This window comes from Turicibacter sanguinis, from assembly GCF_013046825.1.
GTDB lineage: Bacteria > Bacillota_I > Bacilli_A > MOL361 > Turicibacteraceae > Turicibacter > Turicibacter sanguinis.
This window is the reverse complement of record NZ_CP053187.1, coordinates 1,558,668-1,581,232: the sequence shown is the minus strand read 5'-3', so window position 1 is coordinate 1,581,232 and position 22,565 is coordinate 1,558,668. Positions and strand designations below refer to the sequence as shown.

Here is a 22,565-nt window from a genome sequence, read left to right as displayed (position 1 = left end):
CTCAAATACAACAAGAGATCAATGACATACAAAAAAGACGTGTCCATGCACGTCTTTTAATTGAAGCTAATGCTTTCATTACTTATTCTAATGTTCTAATACCCTATCGTTTTCATAGATTCTCTTAACACATTATTGGAGTGTTTAAAGGCGTTTAATTCGTTTGGTGTAAGTGGGAGTTCAAGGACTGACTCGACTCCATTTTTTCCGATGATCGTTGGTACTCCTATGTATATATTAAATTCATCATATTCTCCTTCTAGCAGCGCCGACGTTGGAATGATTATTTGTTCATCATTAAAAATAGCTTTAATGATTCTCACAACGGCAGCCGCAATACCGTAGTAGGTGGTCCCTTTTCGTTTGTAAATTTCCCATCCGACTTGCATCGTTTGATAAGCAATCGCATTTAAATCCAGTGGTTCTTTTATATATTCTGTTAAAGGAATTCCCGCTACTTTTGCATTTGACCATGGTACCATTTGTGAATCTCCATGTTCTCCTAAAACATAGGCGTGTATATCACGTGGATCGATGTCATTTAAGTAAGAAGATAGAATCGTTTTTAAACGGATGGTATCAATGGAGGTTCCAGTTCCAATTACTTGATTCTTAGGAAGACCTGATAGTTTCATAATATGATAACTAATAATATCTACGGGATTTGATGCAACCACAAAGAAACCGTTAAATCCTGATGCCATGACTTCTTTAATGACTGAATCACAGATAGCGGCACTGACTCCTAGTGTATCTAGTCGTGTTTGATTCCCTTTTGGTGCGGCTCCTGCAGTGAAAACAATGATATCTACATCATGAAGTTCTTTATAACTTGCAACTTTTACTTTTGTACGAGATGACATAAATGAAACACTATTAAGTAAATCTATCATTTCACCTGTTGCTCTTTCTTGATTGATATCAATTAATAGTATCTCGTCACATACTCCTTGATTAATTAAAGCATATCCACAACTTGATCCGACTAATCCTGTTCCTATAATTGCAACTTTGCTCATTTTTATTGCCATGTTTCCCCCTCCAAAATAGTAAGCTTAATATATCATATGGATTCTTCTCCTTTATTGATCTATGAAAAAAGACCATCTCTAACAAGAGACGGTCTAGTTCGATTTTTCAAGATGATTCCTTTTATCTCTAACATAATTTACTAATGAAATCTGTTAAAAAGTTTCACAGTATGAAAAACTTATCGCTATTTTTAAATTTGACGAAATAATGCTAATAGGAAAATTTTAACCTCATGACCCTTTTACCATTCATGAACACTAAAATCATCAGTGTTAAAATTTCGGCTATCGGTAAGGATAAAAAGACACCTGATACGCCAATAAGTGGTGGTAATGCTAGTGTTAAAATAAATTGAAAAATAAGCCCTCGACTAACCGACAAAATATTGGCCTGAATATTTTTACCGATAGCTTGATAATAACCACTCATCGTAAAAATAATTCCAATAATGGGGCTACCCAAACAATACATTAAAATACTTTGATAGCCATACTCTAAATTTTCAGATGAAATTCCAAAAATGGATACGAGTTCTCGACCGTAACTATAAATTCCAATGAAAACAAGAATACCTGCTACCACGCTTATCACAATACTTAAATATAAAAATTGCTTCATACGAGTCCATTTATTCGCTCCAAAATGATATCCAATTAAGGGTTGAAGACCTTGTGAAATTCCTGTACAAACATTTACGAAGAAACAATTCACATACGATGCAACAGTGTAAATAGCTACATCGATGTTACTTCCATAAGCATACATGACATTGTTTTGAACAAAAATAATGGTTCCATACGAGAGCTGAATCATGAAACTAACAAATCCAATTTTCACAATTTCTTTTAAAATTTTTCCATCAAGTTTTAAATAGAGCTTCCTAATCTTAATGGTTGAGTTGCCTTTTAAAAAATAATAAAGTGAAATCAAAGTACTTAGAACAATACTCGCACTTGTAGCAATTGCTGCCCCTTTAATTCCAAAATCAAAAACTATTACGAGTAAATAGTCTAAAATAATATTTGCAATTGCTCCAATCCCAACCATCATCATCGCAAGTTTTGGGTTTCCATCTGTTCGTACAATAGGGTTAAGCGCTGTAGAAAAAATATAAGGAATGGTAATACAGTAAAAAATGGAGAAATAATCTTGTGCATATGGCATCACCATTTCATCCGCCCCAAGCATTCTTAAGATCGGATTTCTAAATAATAAACCAACGATTGTAATCAAAGCACCGATTGCTATTGAAGCCACCATCGTTGTTCCCAGATACTTTTCAGCTTCTTCGATATCTTTTTTACCGAGTGAAATAGCGATTAAACTACTAGCCCCAATTCCAAGCATTAATCCTGTTCCGATAATTAATGTAATGGCAGGCCAAACAATGTTGACTGCCGCAAGTCCTATTTCTCCAACCCCTTGACCAACAAACATTCCATCAATAATCGTATAAATCGTGTTTAATACGACACCAATGACTGATGCCATAACAAATTTTGACCAAACTTTAAATAAATTTGCATTTAAAATATGATCCATATTCATGCTCTCATACTCCTTTTTACCTCATATAAAAAGCTACGGAATAAATTCCATAGCTTTTCAGTGTTTCATTATATCACGTTTTTAACACTCCGTCATTTTAACGGTGTTGATTCCTGAGTACTGTGAAATATTCCCCATTAACTCTGTTGAATCTAATCGACGACGTGATTTATTGGTCGCTAGTTTAAACGTAATTTTATTGTTATGTTCTTCGATTACTTTTAATTGTAGCTCTAGAATTTGAGCTTGATGCTTTTCGGCAATTTCATTAAGATGTGCTAATGTTTGCGAGATATCTTCACAACGAATACTAATGGTTAATCGCGTATATTTTCCATCCGGAACGTAGTTTGAAGCCCGTTCGAATACCGTTAACGTCAAGATAATCGCAACAAATCCAACAATTGCAATAAAGTAGGCTCCACATCCAACAGCAAGACCTAAACATGCTACCGCCCAAAGACTAGCAGCCGTTGTTAATCCTTTGACTGAAGCTCCCTCTTTCATAATCGTACCGGCACCTAGAAATCCAATCCCAGAAATAACTTGTGCGCCAAGGCGAGTTGGATCTAAGTTTCCATACTGTGTTGCCGTAAATATTCCAAGTTGCATAATCACACAGGCTCCAACAGCAACTAACATATGGGTGCGCAGTCCAGCTGGCCGATGCGTACTTTCACGCTCCCACCCAATCAAACCACCAATGATCATTGATAAAATAGTGCGAATAACAATCTCAATCATCATCTGAGTATTCATATAATCCCCTCCCCAGTTGTTGAAATACGTCGAAACTCTATATTTTTATTATACATCTTATACCCTTATTTTTGAAGCGCTTACTGTTTTGTGGAAATAACTTCTTTTCAGAGTCATAGATGATTCAAAAATGGGATAACATCTACGATTTCAATGCCTATTTTTTCAAGTTCGGCTATCACTTTCAAGTAACCATTCTGTTGCTCTAACACCTGTGGTTGATGCGCATCGTACCCTATAATACATCGACATCCAAGCTCACTTACAATTTTCCAGAAATCAAGACATGGATATAAATAATGTTTTGAATCAGGTTCACAGATGTAATTTGAAATATTAAATTCTAAAATTAAGTCATATTCTTTCGCTTTCTCACAAATCTGACGTGAAATCCGTTCGCAAACGTCATCAAATTTTCCATAGCCTCTGATGAAGATATCAGGATGTGCAAAGTAAGCAAAGAGTTTCGATTCAATAGCTTTAATCGCGGTGTCTAAATACAGCTCTAATGCTGTTTCATCAGTTTTCATTTTTCCATATCCGACATTCTTCTGTTCGTTCGATGAAAAATGATTACCAAAAATCACATAATCGACTTTATATTCCTCAATTATATGCCTAAGCCATGGAATATATTCCTCAAAATATTCGCACTCTAACCCAATTTTGATACTAATTTGATTGACATATTTTTGTTTTAAGATTTGCAGATGATTCACATAATCATCAAGTTGTTCTATATCCATTCGCATACTTGATGTGTAGCTTGAATCAAATGGCCATGGTGTGTGATCTGCGAATCCTAATTCTTGAAAACCAGATTTAATGGCACTTTCTATATATTCCTCGTCACTTCCCCCCGCATGCTTGCACCTTTTCGTATGCGTGTGATAATTCACTTTCTTCACTCTATTTTTCCCTCCCACTGCTAAGCATCTAATATTGAGATATTATAGCACATTAAATAAAAAATCTTTTGGAGATTAAAGTAAAGCTCAGAAGATTAACTCTATTATCTTTTTAATTTTTTCGCCTATAATCCTTATGAATAAAAAAAATCATCTCATATGAACTAGAATATGAGATGATTTTTTTTATTTATCTGATTTAGTTTTGGAATAAAATATCTTGTTTACCTTGATATTCAAAGCTGATGATTTCTTTTCCATCTAGGTCGGCTTTTGATAAGCAAACGGCACTAATACGACGGTTTTTATAATCTGTGTAGTAGTATGTTCCTGATTCTTGGCACATACAAGATTTATAGACGGTGTAATTCATATCTCCATTTGGATCAATTTCGCTTCCTTTTATGACGGTAACACCTGTTAGCACTTGGAAGAATGCTGAAACACCACTGACTTCATCATCTGCTTCGACAACTGTATCACGGAAATAGACTGTTCGAACAAATCGTGCAGCTGGAGAAGCATCTCCTGGGATTCCACACATATTAAGCCCATGACCAAATGGTTTAGCAACATATTCTCCAAATTGTTTTGGTGCTGGAGTTTTTGTATCTAATGTTACATATTGGCATAGATTTGTTAAATGCCAAGGGAAAGTTGGATCATTTGTTAAGGCTCCTACTGGATTGTCGTATACGTGCATTCCATCTTCCATGTACTCAATGACAATACTTTTTCCACTTAAATCTGTAAACATCCAGTGAAGTCCTGCAACAGGAAGCCCTTCTTTAACTGGAATATTCGTAATAATTAACTGTTTTAAGGCTTCTTTTAATTCATCTAAATTTGAGAAATTACTTAATGCCCAGTATAAGAAAGTTGAACCTGAAATATTCGTTTTTCCATCAACAGCTTTTTCGTTAAACTTAGCAAAATGCGTAAAATTTAACCCGGCACCTGCTAATCCTTTTTCATTAACTGCATCAAAAAGAAGGGGAAGACGATCCACAACAATTCCCATCCCAATACAAGCATACTTTGACGTATATGTTTCATCACTCACAATATTGAACCAATCATAATTTCTTGGAACAATATGAACAGCTTGTCCATATGTAGCGGGTACATCTAAATTTCGTCCAAATAAATGCTTATTATCTTTTGTAACTAAGCTAAGTCCTGTACACATATTTTTCAATCCCATCTTTCTATTAAAATAAAACATTAATTTTGAACTCATCAAAACACCTATTTTTAAGCTGATGGTTCCTAATTATAGTGTGTATCTATTTGAAAATATTATGTTAAGATACTTTCAAAAAATATGAATCCTGAATATCAGCTCATTGAACAATTTCTTATCGCTTCATAAATAAAAAAACACCTAAATGACAGAGGATAAATATTAAAACTCTATTTATCATTTCATTTAGGTATTTTCATTAAGCTCTATTTTAAATTGGACTTTATATTATTCGACTTGAATTGGTTAATTCACTCTAAAAAAACAAATCCATAGATATTAACTATCCTTCAAAATATAGATTTAATTTAATAGGGTTTCAATGTATTCCATATCAACATTCTCTTTTAAAAGCTCGCATAGTTGATCGTACTGTGACATTTTATAATCTTTATAATTCATTTGATTTTTTATTTCTAGATTTAATTTTTGTTTAAGTTGATTGATTAACTTGAGAGCAAAGTCACCTTCATCGAATAATCCATGAATGTAGGTTCCAAAGACATTTCCTTCTTTATTTTTCATCCCAAGGACGACATCATTCTCATCTTTAATCCAGATGTTTTCAGAATTCGTTGTGAAACTCATGCCATTATGGATTTCATATCCATTGATTTGATTTCCATCTAAATCAAATCCACACACTTGTTTCGTTGTTTTTATCGGATTAAATTCAGTGATCATTTCAAGTAAGCCAAGTCCCGCTTCCTCACGCGGATTTCCTTCGACACCTTTTGGGTCTTTAACGATTTGGCCAAGCATTTGATAACCACCACAAATTCCAAAAACTAAGGTTCCTTGTGTTCGTTGAAACTCAATTCCATTGGCAAAACCACTTTGTTTTAAATAGATTAAATCATCAATCGTATTTTTACTTCCTGGAATGATAATTAAATGAGCCCCTTCTAATTCTCTTGGGTTAAAGACATAGCGGACACTGACATCTGGCAATCGATTAAGAGCATTAAAATCTGTAAAATTCGACATGTGTGGAAGTCGAATCACCGCAATATCAACACCGCTCCCTCTTTTGGTCTGAACTCTGTCCGTTGCGCCGTCTTCTTCTTCAATGTCTAATTCAAAATAAGGTAAGACGCCAAGTACTGGGATGTTAATCAGGTCTTCAATTTGCTTCATCGCATCCTTAAAGTACTCGACTTTACCGCGAAACTTATTGATGATAATTCCTTTAACACGTGCTCGCTCGTCTTCCTCAAGCAACATAATCGTTCCAACAATTGAGGCAAAAACGCCGCCTTTATCAATATCAGCAACTAAAATAACGGGCGCATCTGCCATCTTTGCCGTATGAAAATTTGCAATATCTGTTGCTTTTAAGTTAATTTCAGCGCAACTTCCTGATCCCTCTAAAACGATTAGGTCATGATTTTGTGCTAACTGTTTGTAGGCTAGTGCCGCCTGTTCCTTTAAATATTTATTTAAATCATGATACTGATAGGCATCCATCGTACAGTGAACTTTACCTCGAACAATGACTTGTGTTTTATAACCCACACTCGGTTTCATTAGAATTGGATTCATGTTTGCAACCGGTTCGATTTCGCAACTTTCGGCTTGTACCACTTGAGCACGTCCAATTTCATCGCCATCTTTTGTCACATAAGAATTAAGTGAAATATTCAGAGCTTTATACGGTGCAACGCTATATCCTTGCTTTTTAAAATAGCGACAAAACGCTGCCGCTAGAGTACTTTTTCCAACTGATGAGGCTGTTCCAAGTAACATGATTCGTTTTGTCTTCATGTTGTTTACCTACTTAATATCTAAATAACCGTGTGTCTCGGTTAAAATATTTTCGCCAACTTCAAATGAAACAGGATAAGAGAATAATGGCCCATCATAGACAAAACTATGATACTCACCATTTTCACCACATGCATCAGACCCCGTTGCTTTAATTTTCTCAACTAATTCTTTCGTTAAGACCTTGCCTAAAAATTCTTCACCTAAACATTCTAACTTCACATTTTTTAAAACCGTTGTAAACCCTAAATCAATAAATTCATGCGTTAACGCTTCACGATCTTCTAACCATAAAGGAAAGACTGCCTCAAGTCCAACTGCTTCACAACGATCCGTACACCAAGTACGATGGGCTTCTAAATCAATATCTCCAAAAACACAAGCCTCGGCGCCCTGTTCTTTGGCTTTACCTAGTGCTTCTTCAAACGTTTCTTTATAATTATCCCCAATACTTTCAACCAATAAAAGCGGAATATTTAATGACTTTGATACTTCTTCAAGTAGATGCTTAGGAACACCGTGAAACCAACTACGACATACCTTTTTATCCACTGTAATTAATAAAGCTAACGGTTCATGTCCTGCTTTAATCATACGATATAATGATAGCGTACTGTCTTTTCCACAGCTATATGACATAACAAATTTCATAACCTTATCTCCATTTCTCTAACGCTTCTAACATAAAGTTTTTGATATTAATTCCGTAAACATCAAGTAATCTTTCCTCATCTAAAACATCTTTTGAAAGACCAGATGCCACGACTTGTCCGTCCTTAATCATGATGACCTCTTCACTAAACATTTGAACTAAATTCAAGTCATGCAAAACGGCAATCACAGTTTTTCCCTGCTCCTTTGTCCATTGATTAATATGGTCCAAAATTTCAATCTGATATTTTAAATCTAAATGATTCGTCGGTTCATCAAGTAAAATGATGTCAGGTTCTTGAGCAAATGCGCGTGCTAAATAAACGCGCTGCAATTGACCACCTGATAATTCATTGATGAGTTTATCCTTTTCCGCTTCTAATCCGACTCGTTTAATACAATCGAGCACAATCTCTTTATCACGTTTTGATAGTGTGGAAAACAGTCCGGTTGAATGAGCATATCTTCCTAGTGAGACGGTTTCATACACGGTATAAGGAAAATAAAGGTCTGATGATTGCGTCATGAAGGCAATCTTTTTAGCAAGATGCTTTCGTTTGATGTGTTTAATATTCTGACCTTCTAATAGAATTTCTCCTTCATAATCTAGAAGGTTGGCAATTGCTTTTAAAATCGTTGTTTTTCCACAACCATTAGGCCCCACAATACATTGAGTTTGACCTTTTTTTATGTGTAGGTTAACGTCTTTAACAACTATTTTTCCATCATATCCACAATTGAGTTGATTAATTTTTAACATTTGACTCACCTACTTCTCTTACTGAAATATAGATAAGCAAAGAATGGGGCTCCAATTAAAGCGGTAATAGCTCCAACAGGAAGTTCGGATGGGGAGATAATCGTTCTAGCAACTAAATCTGTTAACACCATGAAAGATCCACCAAAAACGATACACATTGGAATGACCCATTTATGATTTGAACCGACCAGTTTCCTTACGACATGCGGTGTGATTAAATCGATAAAACCAATCGTCCCACTTAAAGCAATCGCACTTCCAGTTAAAATTGCAACTGCTACAATGAGGTTTGTTTTAACTTTTTTGGTTTCAACTCCGACGCTTTTTGCTTGATCTTCTCCGAAACTTAAAACGTCCATTTCTTTACAATATTTTAAAACGATAAAAAGACCGACGATAAAAAATGGGATAATAGCTCTCACATAGGGCCATCCCCGCATCGCAAATGAGCCCATTTGCCACATCGTTATTTGAGTAATATTCTCACTATTTAAAGCAGTTATGGTTGTGAGCATGGCATTTGTAAATAATGAAAATACCATTCCAGCAAGTATCATTGTATTATTTGAGAGCCCACGATCTACTTTGTTCGCGAATAAAATAACTGAAAAAACAGTGGCTAACCCACAAATAAACCCGATAACAGGTAAGGCCATATTCCCAACCAATGGAATTGAAAACCCTAGGATAATGTAAAGTCCAACACCAAGCGATGCTCCAGATGAGACGCCGAGTGTGTAAGGTGAGGCAAGTGGATTTTTTAGAATGGATTGAATGACAGCTCCACTAACAGCGAGAGAGGCTCCGACTAAAAAAGCGAGTAAGACGCGTGGTAATCGAATGACCCAAATGATTGAGACATCTTTATTTTGGATATTTTCGAGTAGCGGGAGATTAAATAGTTTATGCCCTATAATCGATAAGATATCAAGAAAGTCAATGTTCGAACTTCCGATGATGGTTCCGATACATATAATTAATACTACTAACGGAATCGCTAGTAGTATTAAAAGTTTGCGTTTATTAGTTTGCATAGTATTCAGGATAAACAGCCTGTGCAATTTCTTTTAAAGCTTTAATCACGTTTTGGCTACCACGTGATGAGGCATTTTTATCGATTAAATAAATGGCATCATTTTCAACCGCTGTGATTGTTTCAAATCCCGCACGTTCTTTAATTAATTGAGTCGCATTATCTAAGTAAGTTTCATTTGTCAAGATAACATCTGGATTAGCTGTAATAACCGCTTCCTCACTTGGTGAAATCCATCCTTCTTCATCAGCTAAAATATTTGTTGCGCCTACTGTTTCAATTAATTCATTAATAAATGTTGAATGACCAAAGCTATATAATTTTGATGATGAACCAATTTCAAAGTACACTGTTTTTTTATCTGTGATGGTATCACCAACGGCTTTAATAGCAGCTACTTCTTGTTTCATTTCATCAATTAATTCTTGTCCTTCTGTTTCTTTATTTGTTACATCCGCAATAAAAGCAATATCCTCATAAATTCCTTCAATGCTATCACTACTTGGGATATATACTACTGTAATTCCCGCTTCTTTTAATAAAGCGTAAGGATCTTCATCTCCTACTTTGTTATGTCCTGATGCAATAATAATATCAGGTTGCATTTCAATAATTGCTTCTGAATCTGGGTTTCTAAAATCGATGACTTCAGCATCTGCTGGAATTCCTTCGATATCTGTTGAATATTTATCCACACCAACTAGGTTATCAGCTAATCCTAGTGCAATTAATACTTCCGTATTAGATGGTGCAGTTGATAAAATGCGCTCAATCGAAACTGGCGCTTCAAATTCATTTCCTTCACGGTCTACCATTTTTGAAGATGTTGCATCTGAGTTTTGTGCTTGCTCAACTGGCGTTTGTGTTTGTTCAGTTGTTTCTTTGTTTTCGGGTGCTTCTGTTTGACACCCTGCTAATGACATCATTGTAACAAATGCCACTAAAGATGATGACACGATTTGTTTAAACTTTTTCATACTTCTCCTCCAAGTTTTAAAATTTTGAGGTTCATATGATACGTATGAAATTAACATAAAAAAACATACCACATTAAGGTATGACTACATTAAATTCTTTTACCTAATGACTTAAGTAAAATCACGTACGTATCCCATTATCCCATCCTCAGGGGATAATAGCACTCGCATATCAGGCAAGTCTCCCGACTTTGCATCATTCGCCGTCTTCCCTTCCCACATCAATTGATGCAGTGGCTCACTAAGACATTGTCCGCTTCACGGTTACTGAGATAGTTGAAGAATTTCACTTCATTCCTTATTAAGATCATATCACCTGCTATGAGTCCATGACTAATCAAGTATAGTCGTTACACTTCTATTTGTCAAATTTGTCTAATGATAGCCAATTACCTAACACTTTATGAATCATACCCAATCTTTATTCTCAATTGATTTGTAATTGGTTTTCCTTCGTTATTTTTAACGTTTCTGCCGTATTGAAATCATAAACTAAGCGGCTAATCTCAGCATAACTCACCACATGGTCATCTTTTAGAGCTATAACTAAATGAATAGTATCTGAATACTCAATCGCTGTCTCATGCTTAAAACGAGTTCCAATTGTTTCCTCAACTTTTTCAAGTGGTGTATATGGATGAAAGATCCATACTATATCCCAATCAGTAGGAAAAAACATTGAAAAATCTACCGTATCACCGTCGACACACTCTAAAAACTTCTCATCATCCAACTTAATAGCTTGTGATGTGCATCCTGTTAATAGCATACTTATTAAAATCATCATCCACCATTTACTCATCCTATCCCTCATTTCAATTCTCATCATAACATCTAAATTAATTTCAAAAAAGAGTTTATTTTAGTTCTAAATCTAATACTATTCCCATACATTGTAGAGAAGATTAAGTTACTGGGGTACGGCTTAATCTTACAAACTCCTTTAGTTTTATTACTTTATTTTCCTTTGGGTGTGTGTGTTGCTTCTTATGTTTACGTTTTGAATTTTTACAAACCGAAATGAATTCCTTTTTGAATTCTTTCACTGCCATGTTTTAATCAAAAAAAGACTGCTTTTCCTTGCCACGAAAAGCAGTCTTTTTTATTTTTCTAAAACTATTTCCCACATCGGCACCTTCCCTACCTCATGTTTCCCAGTTTTAGAATCGGTACGATGATCACATGTTATATAAATCATTGTATCACTGAGTTGATTGACTAACGGTAAAATGAATTGGGTATTTATTTTTTCTAAGAAGGCTAACTTCCCCGCAAAATCTTTTTGATGAGCTAATTCATCAAGTCCATTAATATGCACAATTAAAACATCCACTTCTTGAATTAAAGAAAGGGCTACTTCAAGCTTTTGAACTAAATCTGTATTTTCATAACCTGTTGCTAGGCTTGGTTTAATTGATTTCATACCAAGCGCTAATCCCATTCCCGCTACTAAATCAATCCCACTTACCACTGCTCCAACTTTTTGATATCGATCATAAAAAGATGGAAGATGAACCACCGTAGATAATCCCCAAGGCCATAGCATGCAACCGTTTAATCCGTGTTGATTAAAAACAGCTTTAGAGTCCTTCATCAGTTTTTGAAGTCGCCAATCCTTTGGTATTAAAGTATCAAGGTCTTCACCTACATGAAAATGTGGCGGGTATAACTTAATATCTGAGGAAAAATTTTTTAGAAGCAATAAATTTTTATACGTGTCACCCGCATACAACGTTCCATCCGGTACGTGAATTTCTTGAAGGATACTTTCAATGTTTGACGGCAATCTTCCACCAGTAAAGTCTACTAATTTTCCATCCTCAACTCGTACAATATTACATCTTAATACAACTTCATTTTCCTGAAGAGAAATCCCATTTGCAAGAGCTTCGTAATAGGCACGTTCACCAATCTCAAACTGATTAGACGAATAACCAAGCAGATTAAAAATACAATTTAAACTATCCAGATCACGATTCAAAACCGAAAAATCACACCAGGATGTCGGATTAAAGTCAAGCTGCTCTTCCATCAAACCATCTAAAATAATTAGCACTTCTTTCATATCAAAATGCCCTCTAACGCGTTAATTAGCGCTAAATTTTCTGCTCGTGTGCGCACTGCAACCCGATAAAACCCTGCTGATAACCCTACATAATTATCACAGCTACGAATTAAAATCCCATCCTTTAATAATTCCTGTTTCAAATCCAATGACACTTTACATTTGAAAAATAAGAAGTTTACCGCCCCACGATACACTGTCAATGAGTCAAATTTTTCAAGAGCTGTGTATAGGAATTCATTTTCTTCTTTAACATAGGTCAGAGTTTTAGAGATATACTCTGTTTGAGTTAACGCCACCTGAGCTCCGAAATTAGCGACCGTATTAATCGCCCACGGTACCGCGATTTTATTGATTTGTTCAATCAGATGTTGATCACTTAAAACACCATATCCCACCCGAATACCTGGAAAGGCGAAAAACTTCGTCAGTGATTTAACTACGATCAACTGTTTAAATTGATTCACATCACTTATCATACAGTAGTCTTCTTTGTTCTCAACAAAATCTAAAAATGATTCATCCACGACGACTTTTGTCTTAGTTTGGACTGCTTTCTTTAAAACTTTTAAGATGAATTCTTTCGGTGTTAAAACACCGGTTGGATTATTTGGATTACAAATAAATAAAACATCAATCCCTTCCTTTATCGCGTCTATAAAACCATCTTCTAACTTAAAATCTTCTTTTAAAATATAATGCTCTATCTGACACTCCATCGATTTTAGGGCATCTTCATACTCTGAAAATGTCGGTGCAAACAACAATGCTTTTTTAGGTTGAAGTGCACGAACAACATTAAAAATCACTTCTGCTGCTCCATTTCCAAGTATGATTTGTTCTTCCTTTATATTTTCATAATTCGCAATAGCCCGTTTTAAATCATAGTACGTGATATCAGGATAATGAACAATGTTATCTAATGATTGAATCATGGCCTCTAACACATTCGGACATAGTCCAAGAGGATTAATATTTGCCGAGAAATCAATGATGCTATCTTCAAAAATTCCGTGTAATCTCGCAATCTGTGCAATGTTTCCACCATGGCCTAAGTTCATCTCACCACTCCTCCAATTAATAAGGCAACAATTAATCCTAAAAAACTCACCGTTGTTAAAATCATATTCGTTTGATATAAATCTTTCATTTCAATCGCTTTTGTTTCGTCGCCAATCGTCGGTTTTTCAACCAGTTTACTGAAATAATAATTCGCTCCTCCTAGCTTAATTCCTAAGGCTCCTGCTACTGCAGCTTCTGGATGTGCGCTATTTGGACTGGTATGATTATAACGATCACGCTGATAAATCTGATAACTTTGTTTATAATCTAATCCTAAAATAAATGATGCAATGATAATCAAATAGCCCGTTAATCTAGCTGGAATATAATTAAATAAATCATCCATTTTAGCTGAAACAAAACCAAATTCAAGGTATTTCTCATTTTTATAACCAAACATCGAATCACACGTATTGACTGCTTTATACGCCATCGCAAGCGGCGCACCACCAAGTCCTGCAAATAAAATCGGAGCAATAATGCCATCTGACATATTTTCTGCCACTGTTTCAATCACTGCACGAACAATTGAAGTTTCATCAAGTGATGCCGTGTCACGTCCGACAATATATGATAATTGATGACGCGCTTTTTCAATATCACCGGACTCTAACGTTTTAATCACTTTAAGTCCTTCAACTTTCAGCCCTTTAGCTGAAAGACAGAAATAAATTAAAATACCTTCTACTAAAATCCCGACCATCGGGTGGATAAAGAACGCTATTTTAACGATGATTAACGTGATTAAAAAGGTCGGAACAATAATACAAAGCCACGCAAGTGCTCCTGCTAATTTAAGGTTATTTGAATCTATTTTTCGAAATACACTTTCCAAATTCATCGCCCAACTTCCAATGATTCGAACCGGGTGATATGGATTATGTGGGTCGCCGATGATGACATCAAGGACGAATCCAATCATTAAAGACCACATGCTAAAACTCCTCTAATATCTCTATTTTAATACTTGTCTCCTTTGTAAGACGTAATTTATAACCGCCACCACAACGGGGTTGATACTCATAAAAATGTTTACGTTGATCATAAAACAAATGAAGTAATGTTCCAATCACACCGCCATGACAGACTAACAAAGCCTCTGATTCATGACTTTCTAACAACTCATCCACAAGTAATTCAAGTCCTTTTGAAATTCGTTTATAAAAATCTTGTTTTGACTCTCCTTGTGGACACGAAACTGCTCCCTCTTCATCCATGATCCATTCGATATAGCGCGCATCATCTTTCAACATGTCATACGACTTTCCTTCAAACTCACCGAAATCATATTCCCAAAATAATGGACGCACCTCATAAAAGGTTTGGGGATAAAGGAGTTCAAAGGTTTGATTCGCACGAATTGCACCACTTGTAAAGTTTTTAGCACAAACAGGATAGTTGTAACATTTTTGTTTCTCTTTGATTTCCTTGATGCCGGCTTCGCTTAAAACATCGTTTGTTTTTCCACAGTAAAGTCGTTGTTCATTACTTTTTGTTTTTCCATGTCTGATGACATATAAAATCATATTATTCATCTTTAAGGACCACCTCGATACCACAAAAAATCCGAATAATGCTATTACTTTCACGACTTAAAAATTGCAGGATGCGCCCTACTTCCTCTCTATAAAATCGTTCTTCTTTTTTTAATGGAACGATGCCTGATGAGATTTCATCGCAAACGATGACTTTAGTTTTTAAGTCGTCGAGATGCTCTTCAAAAAATGGTAATGATGAGATGCCATTTAAGGCGTTGTGATAAATAAAGTGGTGAATTCCGTATAGAACTGATTTTGATAAATCAAGGGTGTCTTGAATATAACAAATATCTTCATCCACTACTCTTAATGTTTCTTTTACGTAATTTAATTTTCCGTTATAGGCGCCACCAATTATGAGTTTCATCTTATCACTCCTAAGGTTAGTAATCCGATAAATTCACAAAGAACTAATATATAGCCCGCGACATCTCCGTTAAATCCACCGAGTTGTTTTTGGGTGTTACGTACAAGTAGCAAAGCAGCGATTCCCATGAAAAGGGGAACGGCAATCCCTAATATTCCAACGAGTAGATAGCTCCCCAAAAAGGTGATGAAGTAGATTAGGCTTAAGATAAGAAGGTCAAGGCGCCCAGTTCCTTGTTTAAATAATTTTCCTAGATAGCTTTCACTAATCGTCTCCTTTGTAATTAAAAAGTATCCAACAAGACTTCTTGAAATAATCGGAATGAGAATGAAAAACAGAAAGGATTGTTGATGTGTTAGAAGTGTCTGAAGTGCTGAAAACTGACAAATTAATAATAAGACTAAAGAAATAACAGCAAAGGCACCGACCCGAGAGTCTTTTAATATTCGAATTTTTTCTTCTTGGGAACGTCTTGATAATAAGGCATCACATACATCCATGAACCCATCTAGATGTAAAAATCCTGTCAGTAAAAATGGAATGGCAAGTAAGATAGAGGCGGTTAAAGTTTCCGTGACTTGAAGAGCGGTTAACAACAAAGCCGCCACGTACCAAAGTCCTCCGATGATGAGTCCGATGAAAGGATAAAGTTTCATCATATGACGTGCCGATGATTCATCCCATTCATATTTCGGTAGTGGAATAATCGTGAACATACTGATGGCCATATTAAGTGCGTAATATAAGCTTTTCATGAAGCGCCTCCTTTCCCTTGTGGACAATCGTATTTCCGTAAACACACTCGATGACAACGTCAGCCAATTTTGCGATTTCACAGTTTACATAGCCTAGTTCGCGCCGAAATGTCTCGGTGTACGCATCATAATGAATGGCATCACTAAACAAATAATCTGACACAATGACAAGGTGTTTTGTGTTTATCTTTTTTACGACTTCTAGCATTTGTACACTCACATTTGGATAAAACTCAGCCATTACAAACATTTCATTTGTCATCCACGAGGTTAAGCTATCGAGTAAGATAGTATCCTGTGGATTAATCGTATCGATTATTTTATGAAGCTGTCGCTTTGCTTCTAGTGTTTGAAAAGCGCGGCCTTCACGCTTTTGTTGATGAATTTTGATTCGTTGTTGATCTTCCTCATCATGAGGATTCATCGTTGCAATATAATATAGATTTCCGCCTTCATGTAGCATTTGTGCTATTTTTTCAGCATAATCAGATTTTCCACTTTTAGCTCCACCTACTACAAGGATGATCATATTTCAATTCCTACTCGTGCGGGAATCCCTTCTGTAAACGGATGCTTCACAGCCTTTATTTCAGATACATAATGAGCAAGTTCAACTAATTCAACTTTAGGATTACGCCCTGTCATGACAACTTCTAATGATGTTGGCTTATTCTTTAAAAAATCAACGACCAAATGCACAGGAACAAAGTCTAAATTAACCGTCGCAATCAATTCATCTAAAATGAGAACATCATAGTCTTCTTCGACTGCCTTTTTGGTGACTGCTTTAAAACGATTAGTATGTTCTATTTTTACGATTGCTTTTTCTTCTTCTGTCATATTCCAAACAAATTTTTTAGCTGGCTCACCTTTTACAACATGAAAAAATTCTGATAATTTCTCAATCGATTTTAATTCTCCTGTTTTATTACTTTTTAAAAATTGTGTTAACAATACTTTTTTCCCATGACCAACAGCTCTAAGTCCAAGTCCCATTGCAGCACTTGTCTTTCCTTTACCATCTCCACAATAAATATGAATTAATCCGATTTCCATAGTCGGCCTCCTTAAACTTTATAACTTTCTTCATTCCGCACTTCATCTAAATAATCATCATCAATATGCGCTTCATCAAATGTTGCCATGTTATTCATCATAGCCATTGCAAATTCAATCACCGAAAACGCAATGGGACAACCACTCCCCTCCCCTAAACGCATGCTAAGGTTTAGCATAGGTGTCAATCCTAATTGTTCAATCGCTATGTTATAGCCGATTTCTTCTGATTTGTGCGATGGAATGCAATAATCTTTTACATCTTTATTTAATTTAGTTGCCACTAATGCTGCTACAACTGAAATAAAGCCATCAATGACAACGGGGATTTGGTAATAAGCCGCACCTAAAAAGACACCGACCATTCCTGCAATATCAAATCCACCGACTTTAGCAATCACATCAATTGGATCTTGTGGATTTACTTGATTTAACTCAACTGCTCGTTTTACGACGTGCTTTTTTTTCTCATAGGCAGCTTTCGTAATTCCGCCACCTTTTCCAACAAGCTTATCCACAGAAATCCCCGTTAATCCTTTTAAGACAGCAGCTGAGGTTGTGGTATTTCCAATCCCCATTTCACCCACGCCGAGTAATTGGTACCCCTTTTCTCTAGCTTTTTTAACTGCTTCAATTCCAACTTCAATCCCTTGAACCGCCATTTCATGAGACATTGCGGGCCCTTTATAAATATTTTGCGTTCCTTTCGCAAGTTTTTTATGAATGACTCCTGGAATAATTTCGTCAGAATTAATCCCAATATCAATCACCATTAAATCAGCTTTATTTTGAGCTGCCAAAACTGCAACGCCTGTTTTACCTTTAATAAAATTTTTAGTCTGAGCCAATGTTACAAGTTGTGGAGCTGATGCTACGCCTTCTTCAACCACTCCATTATCAGCCGCCATTATGATAATACACTTTTTTTCAATCTTATTTACAACACGTCCTGTAATTCCGGCGATTTGAATTGAAAGATGTTCTAATTCACCTAGACTCCCTAGGGGCTTTGCTAATGAATCAACTCTTTTTTTAGCTAACTTCTTTGTTTCTTGATTAATGGGTTTGATACCTGCGAGGACTGTCTGTAACAAAAAATCTCCTCCTAACTTTTCTTTTTAAACGTTCACTTTCTCATTCATTTTACAAGATTATCTGAAGGCTTGCATCCTTTATTGTTTATAAACGACAAAAAAAGCCTACCTTACAACTATAAGATAGACTCTCAAATGAAATTTAAATAACATAACAACTACTAATTAATGATTTCCCCACAAAATCATTTCAACTACACACCAAACACTTTTAAAGGCAATTAGAATATGAACCACTCTTTTATTATAACTAGAATCAAATTAAAATTGGTCTGCTACAAGCAGACAAACTATTAATTTGATAAATAATATTTTCATTAATAAAGAGCAAAAAAAAGGAGCGTCAAACGCTCCTAGAAATTTATGAGTTATTGAAGATGATCAATTGCGTATTGTGCTTCCTCCGCTGTAAACTTCTCTCCATATTCTGATGTTAATTGATCATAAATAGCGCTCGGAGACATAGACATCATTTTTTGATAAGTTTCTGCTTTTTTTAACGCATTTTCCTCCCAATCCGCTTTTACATTATCCACCGCGTACTGTGCTTCTTCTGCTGTAAACTTCTCCCCGTATTCTGATGTTAATTGATCATAAACACCAGCTTTAGACATATTCATGGTATTGCTATACGTTGTTGCTTTTTTTAATGCATTTTCTTTCCAATCAACTTGCACATTATCAATGGCATATTGGGCAGCTTCTGGTGAAAATTTCTCTCCATATTCCGATGTTAGTTGATCGTATACTCCTGCCTTAGACATATTCATGATATCGCTGTATGTTGTTGCCTTTTTTAGGGCTGATTTGTATTCTGTTGGAATATTTTCTTCCACTTTTTCCTCTACTTGAGTAGTATTTTCTGTTTTTTGAGTAGTCTCTTCTACTTTATTTACTTGATCCACTTCTTGTTCAATAGTTTGATTTGATTCTGAATGATTTGATGAATCTTCCCCACCGAAAGCTCCAATCATGACAAATAAAATAATCAACCAAAACCACCATTTTTTATAAAATGATTTTTTATTTTTCGCCCCACATTCTGGACATACTTTAGCCTTAGATGCTATTTCTTTAGAACACGTTTTACATTTAATCATTTTTCCCATTATTCAGGTCCTCCTTCGTTTTTTTACTTCTCTATGCGATGATATATAACTTAATTAGATCAGTATCGATTGAAATGACACCTATTGATTATACAAATAACCTAAACCAAAAGGGTCTGCTAGGAGCAGACCCTTTTGGTTTAATATAAAAAATTAGCGTTTCAAAAAATCATTAAGTAATCCCCAAATCATGAATATAATAAAATTATAAACCATTAATCCAGTCAATAAATTATCTTTTATACCCGGAAGTCTCTGTTGAAGCTGTTTATAATTACTGTTGAGTAACGTCATACTAATTAAACAGATAACGAGTGATACATTTTCAATCCAAGTAATGATTGAAGTACCTTGAGTTCCCCCAAATATTAAAAACAGATACCAAAGCGTCGCAATAATGACAAATAGTAGATTTCCACGTCGGTATCCTGGAATTTGTCTAATTTCTTTTAAAACAAGATTTTTAGGTTCCTTGTTAGGAAGAATGTTTAAAAAGTCTAAACAAGATAAATATAGGTTAACTTGTTGCCTAATTAATGATTCTTTTAGTTCTATTGGCCTATGAATCAGTTTGGATAAGTCTGACTTTAATTCATGCACATTTTGATATCGATCATTCGGTGAGAGTTTCGTACATTTATCGATGATTCTCCCAATCTTAGATCGATTTTTTTGATACATATCACCAGTTGTTAATACATTTAGTAACACACCAATCGAGTAAATATCACTGCGTGCATCCGTTTGTTCAAATCCAAATTGCTCAGGTGAAGCGTAACCTTTAGTTCCTAAAATGTGTGTATCGAGCTGGCGATTATTTTGGTAAACACGCGATACATCAAAATCAATCAGTTTCAAAACTCCGTCTGCACTAATCATGACATTGGATGGTTTAATATCGCGGTGGATAATTGGGGGTTTTTGATTGTGTAGTACTTCTAGTACTTCACATAAGCGAATTCCACATTTAATCGCAAAACTTTCATCTAACGGCTCATTCATATATTCTTGTAAGGTTCGTCCGTTGATAAATTCCTCGATAACAATTAAACAATCTTCACATTCAAATATCTCTTCTATTTTTGGAAGATGTCGATTTTTAATATGTTGTAATTTTCGATAAACATCTAGATTATAATTTTTCAGAATTTTCTTAATATAAATTTTACTTGTTAACGAATTTTGAACAAGTAAAACGTCACTTTTAGGTGAATGATTTAATTCAACTAATGTTTCATATAATGAAATTTGATATTCTTGTTCTAGTTGATCCATATAATCCCCTTAACATTGATTTAAAGTTTAACTCATTATACTATTATACTATACAAGTCCAAGTAAGTTTTTAACAGCGTAAAAACTTTTGACTAAATTAAATTTCTAGGACCTAGGAACGATCAAACTATTTCTGTAAATATATAATTTGTGATTTGAGGTGTGAATATGAGCGATAAAAAAACGACAGAGCTTGATACAATATTAAACTTTATTGAAGATGAGAAAATGTTAGATGACTACTTAAAACTTCAATTACCCAAAAACACATTAACGTTTATCAATTATCTTGAGGAAATTCGTTCAAACAAAAACTTAAAGAAAGGCTTGTGGATTGAACAAGCTGATATTTCACGTTCTTATGCATATCAGATTTTTAATGGAACTAAATCTCCTAGTCGCGATACCATTTTAAAATTATGTATTAGCGGTGGTTTTTCCCTTGAGGAGACTAATAAAGCTTTGACTCTTGGCGGATTTAATAAGTTGTACGCTAAGAATCGTCGTGATTCTTTATTAATTTTTGCACTGAATAAACAGTTAAATCTGATTAATACGAATTTATTTTTAGATCGTTATGAACAAGATTCCCTTGGAAATATCGATTAAAAGATAGGTTTTATAGCAATTCCTCTTATCTTTTGATAAAATGAAGTGCATATCATTTGACAAATATTTTTTAAGGGGAAGTTATGGAGAATTATAAGATTGGACAATTAACTAAGACAATGGGAGTGTCTCCTCATTTATTAAAGCATTATGAAAAATTTGATTTAATTATTCCAACGAAAGACCATGAAACTAATTATCGTTATTATGATTTTGGGCAGTTTGGAAGATTGATTCAATCTAAAAAATTTCGTAATATAGGTTTTTCGATTAAGGATACTTCTGACTTAGTTAAAGGAATTGATAATACAAAACTAAATGAGATGCTATCAAAGCATATTGACTCTCTTCAAGTTGAAATTGAAAATTTAAAATTACAACAAAAGTTGGCGATAGATTTATATGATTTGAGTGTAGAATGTGATGAAAGATTAAATCAATGGTTCATTGAAATGATGCCAACTCGATATATTTTAATCCAGAGTGATAATAAAAGATTAATTGAAGAACACCATAGTTTAATCGGAGAAATTAATTTAATTGATCATGCCCCAATTACAGAGTCGTTATTATATATTCCAAAGTCTAATTTAAAGACGGAGGATTTTAGTTATCACTGGTGTTTGGGGATTTCACAAACTGCACTAGATTTTTTACAGTTAGCAGTTGATGAACGATTTATTCGTATAGATTCTTGTCGTGTTTTTACAACTTATTTAAAAGTTAAGATCCCGTATACTGAAAACAAAGTTCTAATTCATGCGATTAAGGAAATCTTCACTGCGTATCCGTTTCATTGTAGTGGGGATATCATCGCTATCTTATTAAAATCGACTTGCGAGGATGAGATTCTGTATCAATATTTTAAAATATATATTCCAATAGACTAACCTGTGTCCTACACTCGGGTTAGTTTTTTTTTATGCTGATTTGAGAATCTGTGTCTATTCCAAATATGTA

The 22,565-nt window shown here is 34.8% G+C and carries 24 protein-coding genes and 1 riboswitch; of the genes, 2 read left to right on the top strand and 22 right to left on the bottom strand.

Annotation, left to right across the window (positions count from 1 at the left end; translation table 11 throughout):
* Positions 1-95: 95 nt before the first annotated feature.
* The 22 genes from HLK68_RS07685 to HLK68_RS07580 form a co-directional block, all read right to left on the bottom strand.
* Positions 96-1,031, bottom strand: coding sequence for an L-lactate dehydrogenase (locus HLK68_RS07685; protein WP_132942535.1), 936 nt, complete (start codon positions 1,029-1,031; stop codon positions 96-98).
* A 211-nt stretch (positions 1,032-1,242) separates the two neighbouring features.
* Positions 1,243-2,580 (bottom strand): MATE family efflux transporter, encoded by a 1,338-nt coding sequence (locus HLK68_RS07680; RefSeq protein ID WP_006784167.1) that lies wholly within the window; start codon positions 2,578-2,580, stop codon positions 1,243-1,245.
* An 81-nt stretch (positions 2,581-2,661) separates the two neighbouring features.
* Positions 2,662-3,339, bottom strand: a complete 678-nt coding sequence (locus tag HLK68_RS07675) for an MgtC/SapB family protein (protein ID WP_009606867.1) — start codon at positions 3,337-3,339, stop codon at positions 2,662-2,664.
* Positions 3,340-3,452: 113 nt separating this feature from the next.
* A complete protein-coding gene (locus HLK68_RS07670; protein WP_132942536.1) occupies positions 3,453-4,247 on the bottom strand; it encodes a histidinol-phosphatase in 795 nt (264 codons plus the stop codon).
* Positions 4,248-4,446: 199 nt separating this feature from the next.
* Entirely contained in the window at positions 4,447-5,487 is a 1,041-nt protein-coding gene (gene bsh, locus HLK68_RS07665; RefSeq protein WP_009606361.1) for a choloylglycine hydrolase, read from the bottom strand.
* 306 nt (positions 5,488-5,793) lie between these two features.
* Positions 5,794-7,254: a cobyric acid synthase gene (locus tag HLK68_RS07660; RefSeq protein ID WP_132942537.1), complete on the bottom strand. Its 1,461-nt coding sequence runs from the start codon at positions 7,252-7,254 to the stop codon at positions 5,794-5,796.
* Between the two features lie 9 nt (positions 7,255-7,263).
* Entirely contained in the window at positions 7,264-7,905 is a 642-nt protein-coding gene (locus HLK68_RS07655; protein ID WP_006784172.1) for a Dph6-related ATP pyrophosphatase, read from the bottom strand.
* A gap of 4 nt (positions 7,906-7,909) precedes the next feature.
* Positions 7,910-8,665 (bottom strand): ABC transporter ATP-binding protein, encoded by a 756-nt coding sequence (locus tag HLK68_RS07650; RefSeq protein WP_006784173.1) that lies wholly within the window; start codon positions 8,663-8,665, stop codon positions 7,910-7,912.
* 5 nt (positions 8,666-8,670) lie between these two features.
* Positions 8,671-9,699 (bottom strand): FecCD family ABC transporter permease, encoded by a 1,029-nt coding sequence (locus HLK68_RS07645; RefSeq protein ID WP_006784174.1) that lies wholly within the window; start codon positions 9,697-9,699, stop codon positions 8,671-8,673.
* A complete protein-coding gene (locus HLK68_RS07640; protein ID WP_055164517.1) occupies positions 9,689-10,675 on the bottom strand; it encodes an ABC transporter substrate-binding protein in 987 nt (328 codons plus the stop codon). Before HLK68_RS07640 ends, HLK68_RS07645 begins: the two co-directional genes overlap by 11 nt.
* A gap of 158 nt (positions 10,676-10,833) precedes the next feature.
* Positions 10,834-11,010: riboswitch (cobalamin riboswitch) on the bottom strand.
* A 92-nt stretch (positions 11,011-11,102) separates the two neighbouring features.
* The gene (locus tag HLK68_RS07635; protein WP_006784176.1) at positions 11,103-11,477 is read right to left on the bottom strand and encodes a hypothetical protein; all 375 of its coding nucleotides are present in this window, start codon (positions 11,475-11,477) and stop codon (positions 11,103-11,105) included.
* Between the two features lie 300 nt (positions 11,478-11,777).
* Positions 11,778-12,740 (bottom strand): phosphoglycerate mutase, encoded by a 963-nt coding sequence (locus HLK68_RS07630; RefSeq protein ID WP_006784177.1) that lies wholly within the window; start codon positions 12,738-12,740, stop codon positions 11,778-11,780.
* The gene (cobD, locus tag HLK68_RS07625; protein WP_006784178.1) at positions 12,737-13,801 is read right to left on the bottom strand and encodes a threonine-phosphate decarboxylase CobD; all 1,065 of its coding nucleotides are present in this window, start codon (positions 13,799-13,801) and stop codon (positions 12,737-12,739) included. The genes HLK68_RS07630 and cobD overlap by 4 nt, the downstream gene beginning before the upstream one ends.
* On the bottom strand, positions 13,798-14,736 hold the full coding sequence (gene cbiB, locus HLK68_RS07620) for an adenosylcobinamide-phosphate synthase CbiB (RefSeq protein ID WP_006784179.1): 939 nt from the start codon (positions 14,734-14,736) through the stop codon (positions 13,798-13,800). Before cbiB ends, cobD begins: the two co-directional genes overlap by 4 nt.
* A gap of 1 nt (position 14,737) precedes the next feature.
* Positions 14,738-15,337: a histidine phosphatase family protein gene (locus tag HLK68_RS07615; RefSeq protein WP_006784180.1), complete on the bottom strand. Its 600-nt coding sequence runs from the start codon at positions 15,335-15,337 to the stop codon at positions 14,738-14,740.
* Positions 15,330-15,707 carry a bifunctional adenosylcobinamide kinase/adenosylcobinamide-phosphate guanylyltransferase gene (locus tag HLK68_RS07610; protein WP_006784181.1) on the bottom strand — a complete coding sequence of 126 codons (378 nt, stop codon included), beginning with the start codon at positions 15,705-15,707 and terminating at the stop codon, positions 15,330-15,332. The genes HLK68_RS07615 and HLK68_RS07610 overlap by 8 nt, the downstream gene beginning before the upstream one ends.
* Complete coding sequence (locus HLK68_RS07605) at positions 15,704-16,462, bottom strand: adenosylcobinamide-GDP ribazoletransferase (RefSeq protein ID WP_006784182.1); 759 nt, start codon at positions 16,460-16,462, stop codon at positions 15,704-15,706. Before HLK68_RS07605 ends, HLK68_RS07610 begins: the two co-directional genes overlap by 4 nt.
* Positions 16,437-16,991 (bottom strand): bifunctional adenosylcobinamide kinase/adenosylcobinamide-phosphate guanylyltransferase, encoded by a 555-nt coding sequence (locus tag HLK68_RS07600; RefSeq protein ID WP_006784183.1) that lies wholly within the window; start codon positions 16,989-16,991, stop codon positions 16,437-16,439. Before HLK68_RS07600 ends, HLK68_RS07605 begins: the two co-directional genes overlap by 26 nt.
* Positions 16,988-17,518 carry a cob(I)yrinic acid a,c-diamide adenosyltransferase gene (locus HLK68_RS07595; RefSeq protein ID WP_009606366.1) on the bottom strand — a complete coding sequence of 177 codons (531 nt, stop codon included), beginning with the start codon at positions 17,516-17,518 and terminating at the stop codon, positions 16,988-16,990. The genes HLK68_RS07600 and HLK68_RS07595 overlap by 4 nt, the downstream gene beginning before the upstream one ends.
* 11 nt (positions 17,519-17,529) lie before the next feature.
* On the bottom strand, positions 17,530-18,612 hold the full coding sequence (cobT, locus tag HLK68_RS07590; RefSeq protein WP_006784185.1) for a nicotinate-nucleotide--dimethylbenzimidazole phosphoribosyltransferase: 1,083 nt from the start codon (positions 18,610-18,612) through the stop codon (positions 17,530-17,532).
* A gap of 368 nt (positions 18,613-18,980) precedes the next feature.
* Positions 18,981-19,721: an Ltp family lipoprotein gene (locus HLK68_RS07585; protein ID WP_006784186.1), complete on the bottom strand. Its 741-nt coding sequence runs from the start codon at positions 19,719-19,721 to the stop codon at positions 18,981-18,983.
* A gap of 153 nt (positions 19,722-19,874) precedes the next feature.
* Complete coding sequence (locus HLK68_RS07580) at positions 19,875-20,996, bottom strand: serine/threonine-protein kinase (RefSeq protein ID WP_009606355.1); 1,122 nt, start codon at positions 20,994-20,996, stop codon at positions 19,875-19,877.
* 168 nt (positions 20,997-21,164) lie between these two features.
* On the opposite strand from HLK68_RS07580, the gene HLK68_RS07575 reads away from it, so the two are divergent.
* Together HLK68_RS07575 and HLK68_RS07570 are read left to right on the top strand one after the other, a co-directional pair.
* Positions 21,165-21,605, top strand: a complete 441-nt coding sequence (locus HLK68_RS07575) for a helix-turn-helix domain-containing protein (protein WP_006784188.1) — start codon at positions 21,165-21,167, stop codon at positions 21,603-21,605.
* Between the two features lie 83 nt (positions 21,606-21,688).
* Positions 21,689-22,495: a MerR family transcriptional regulator gene (locus HLK68_RS07570; protein ID WP_132942538.1), complete on the top strand. Its 807-nt coding sequence runs from the start codon at positions 21,689-21,691 to the stop codon at positions 22,493-22,495.
* Positions 22,496-22,565: the final 70 nt, after the last annotated feature.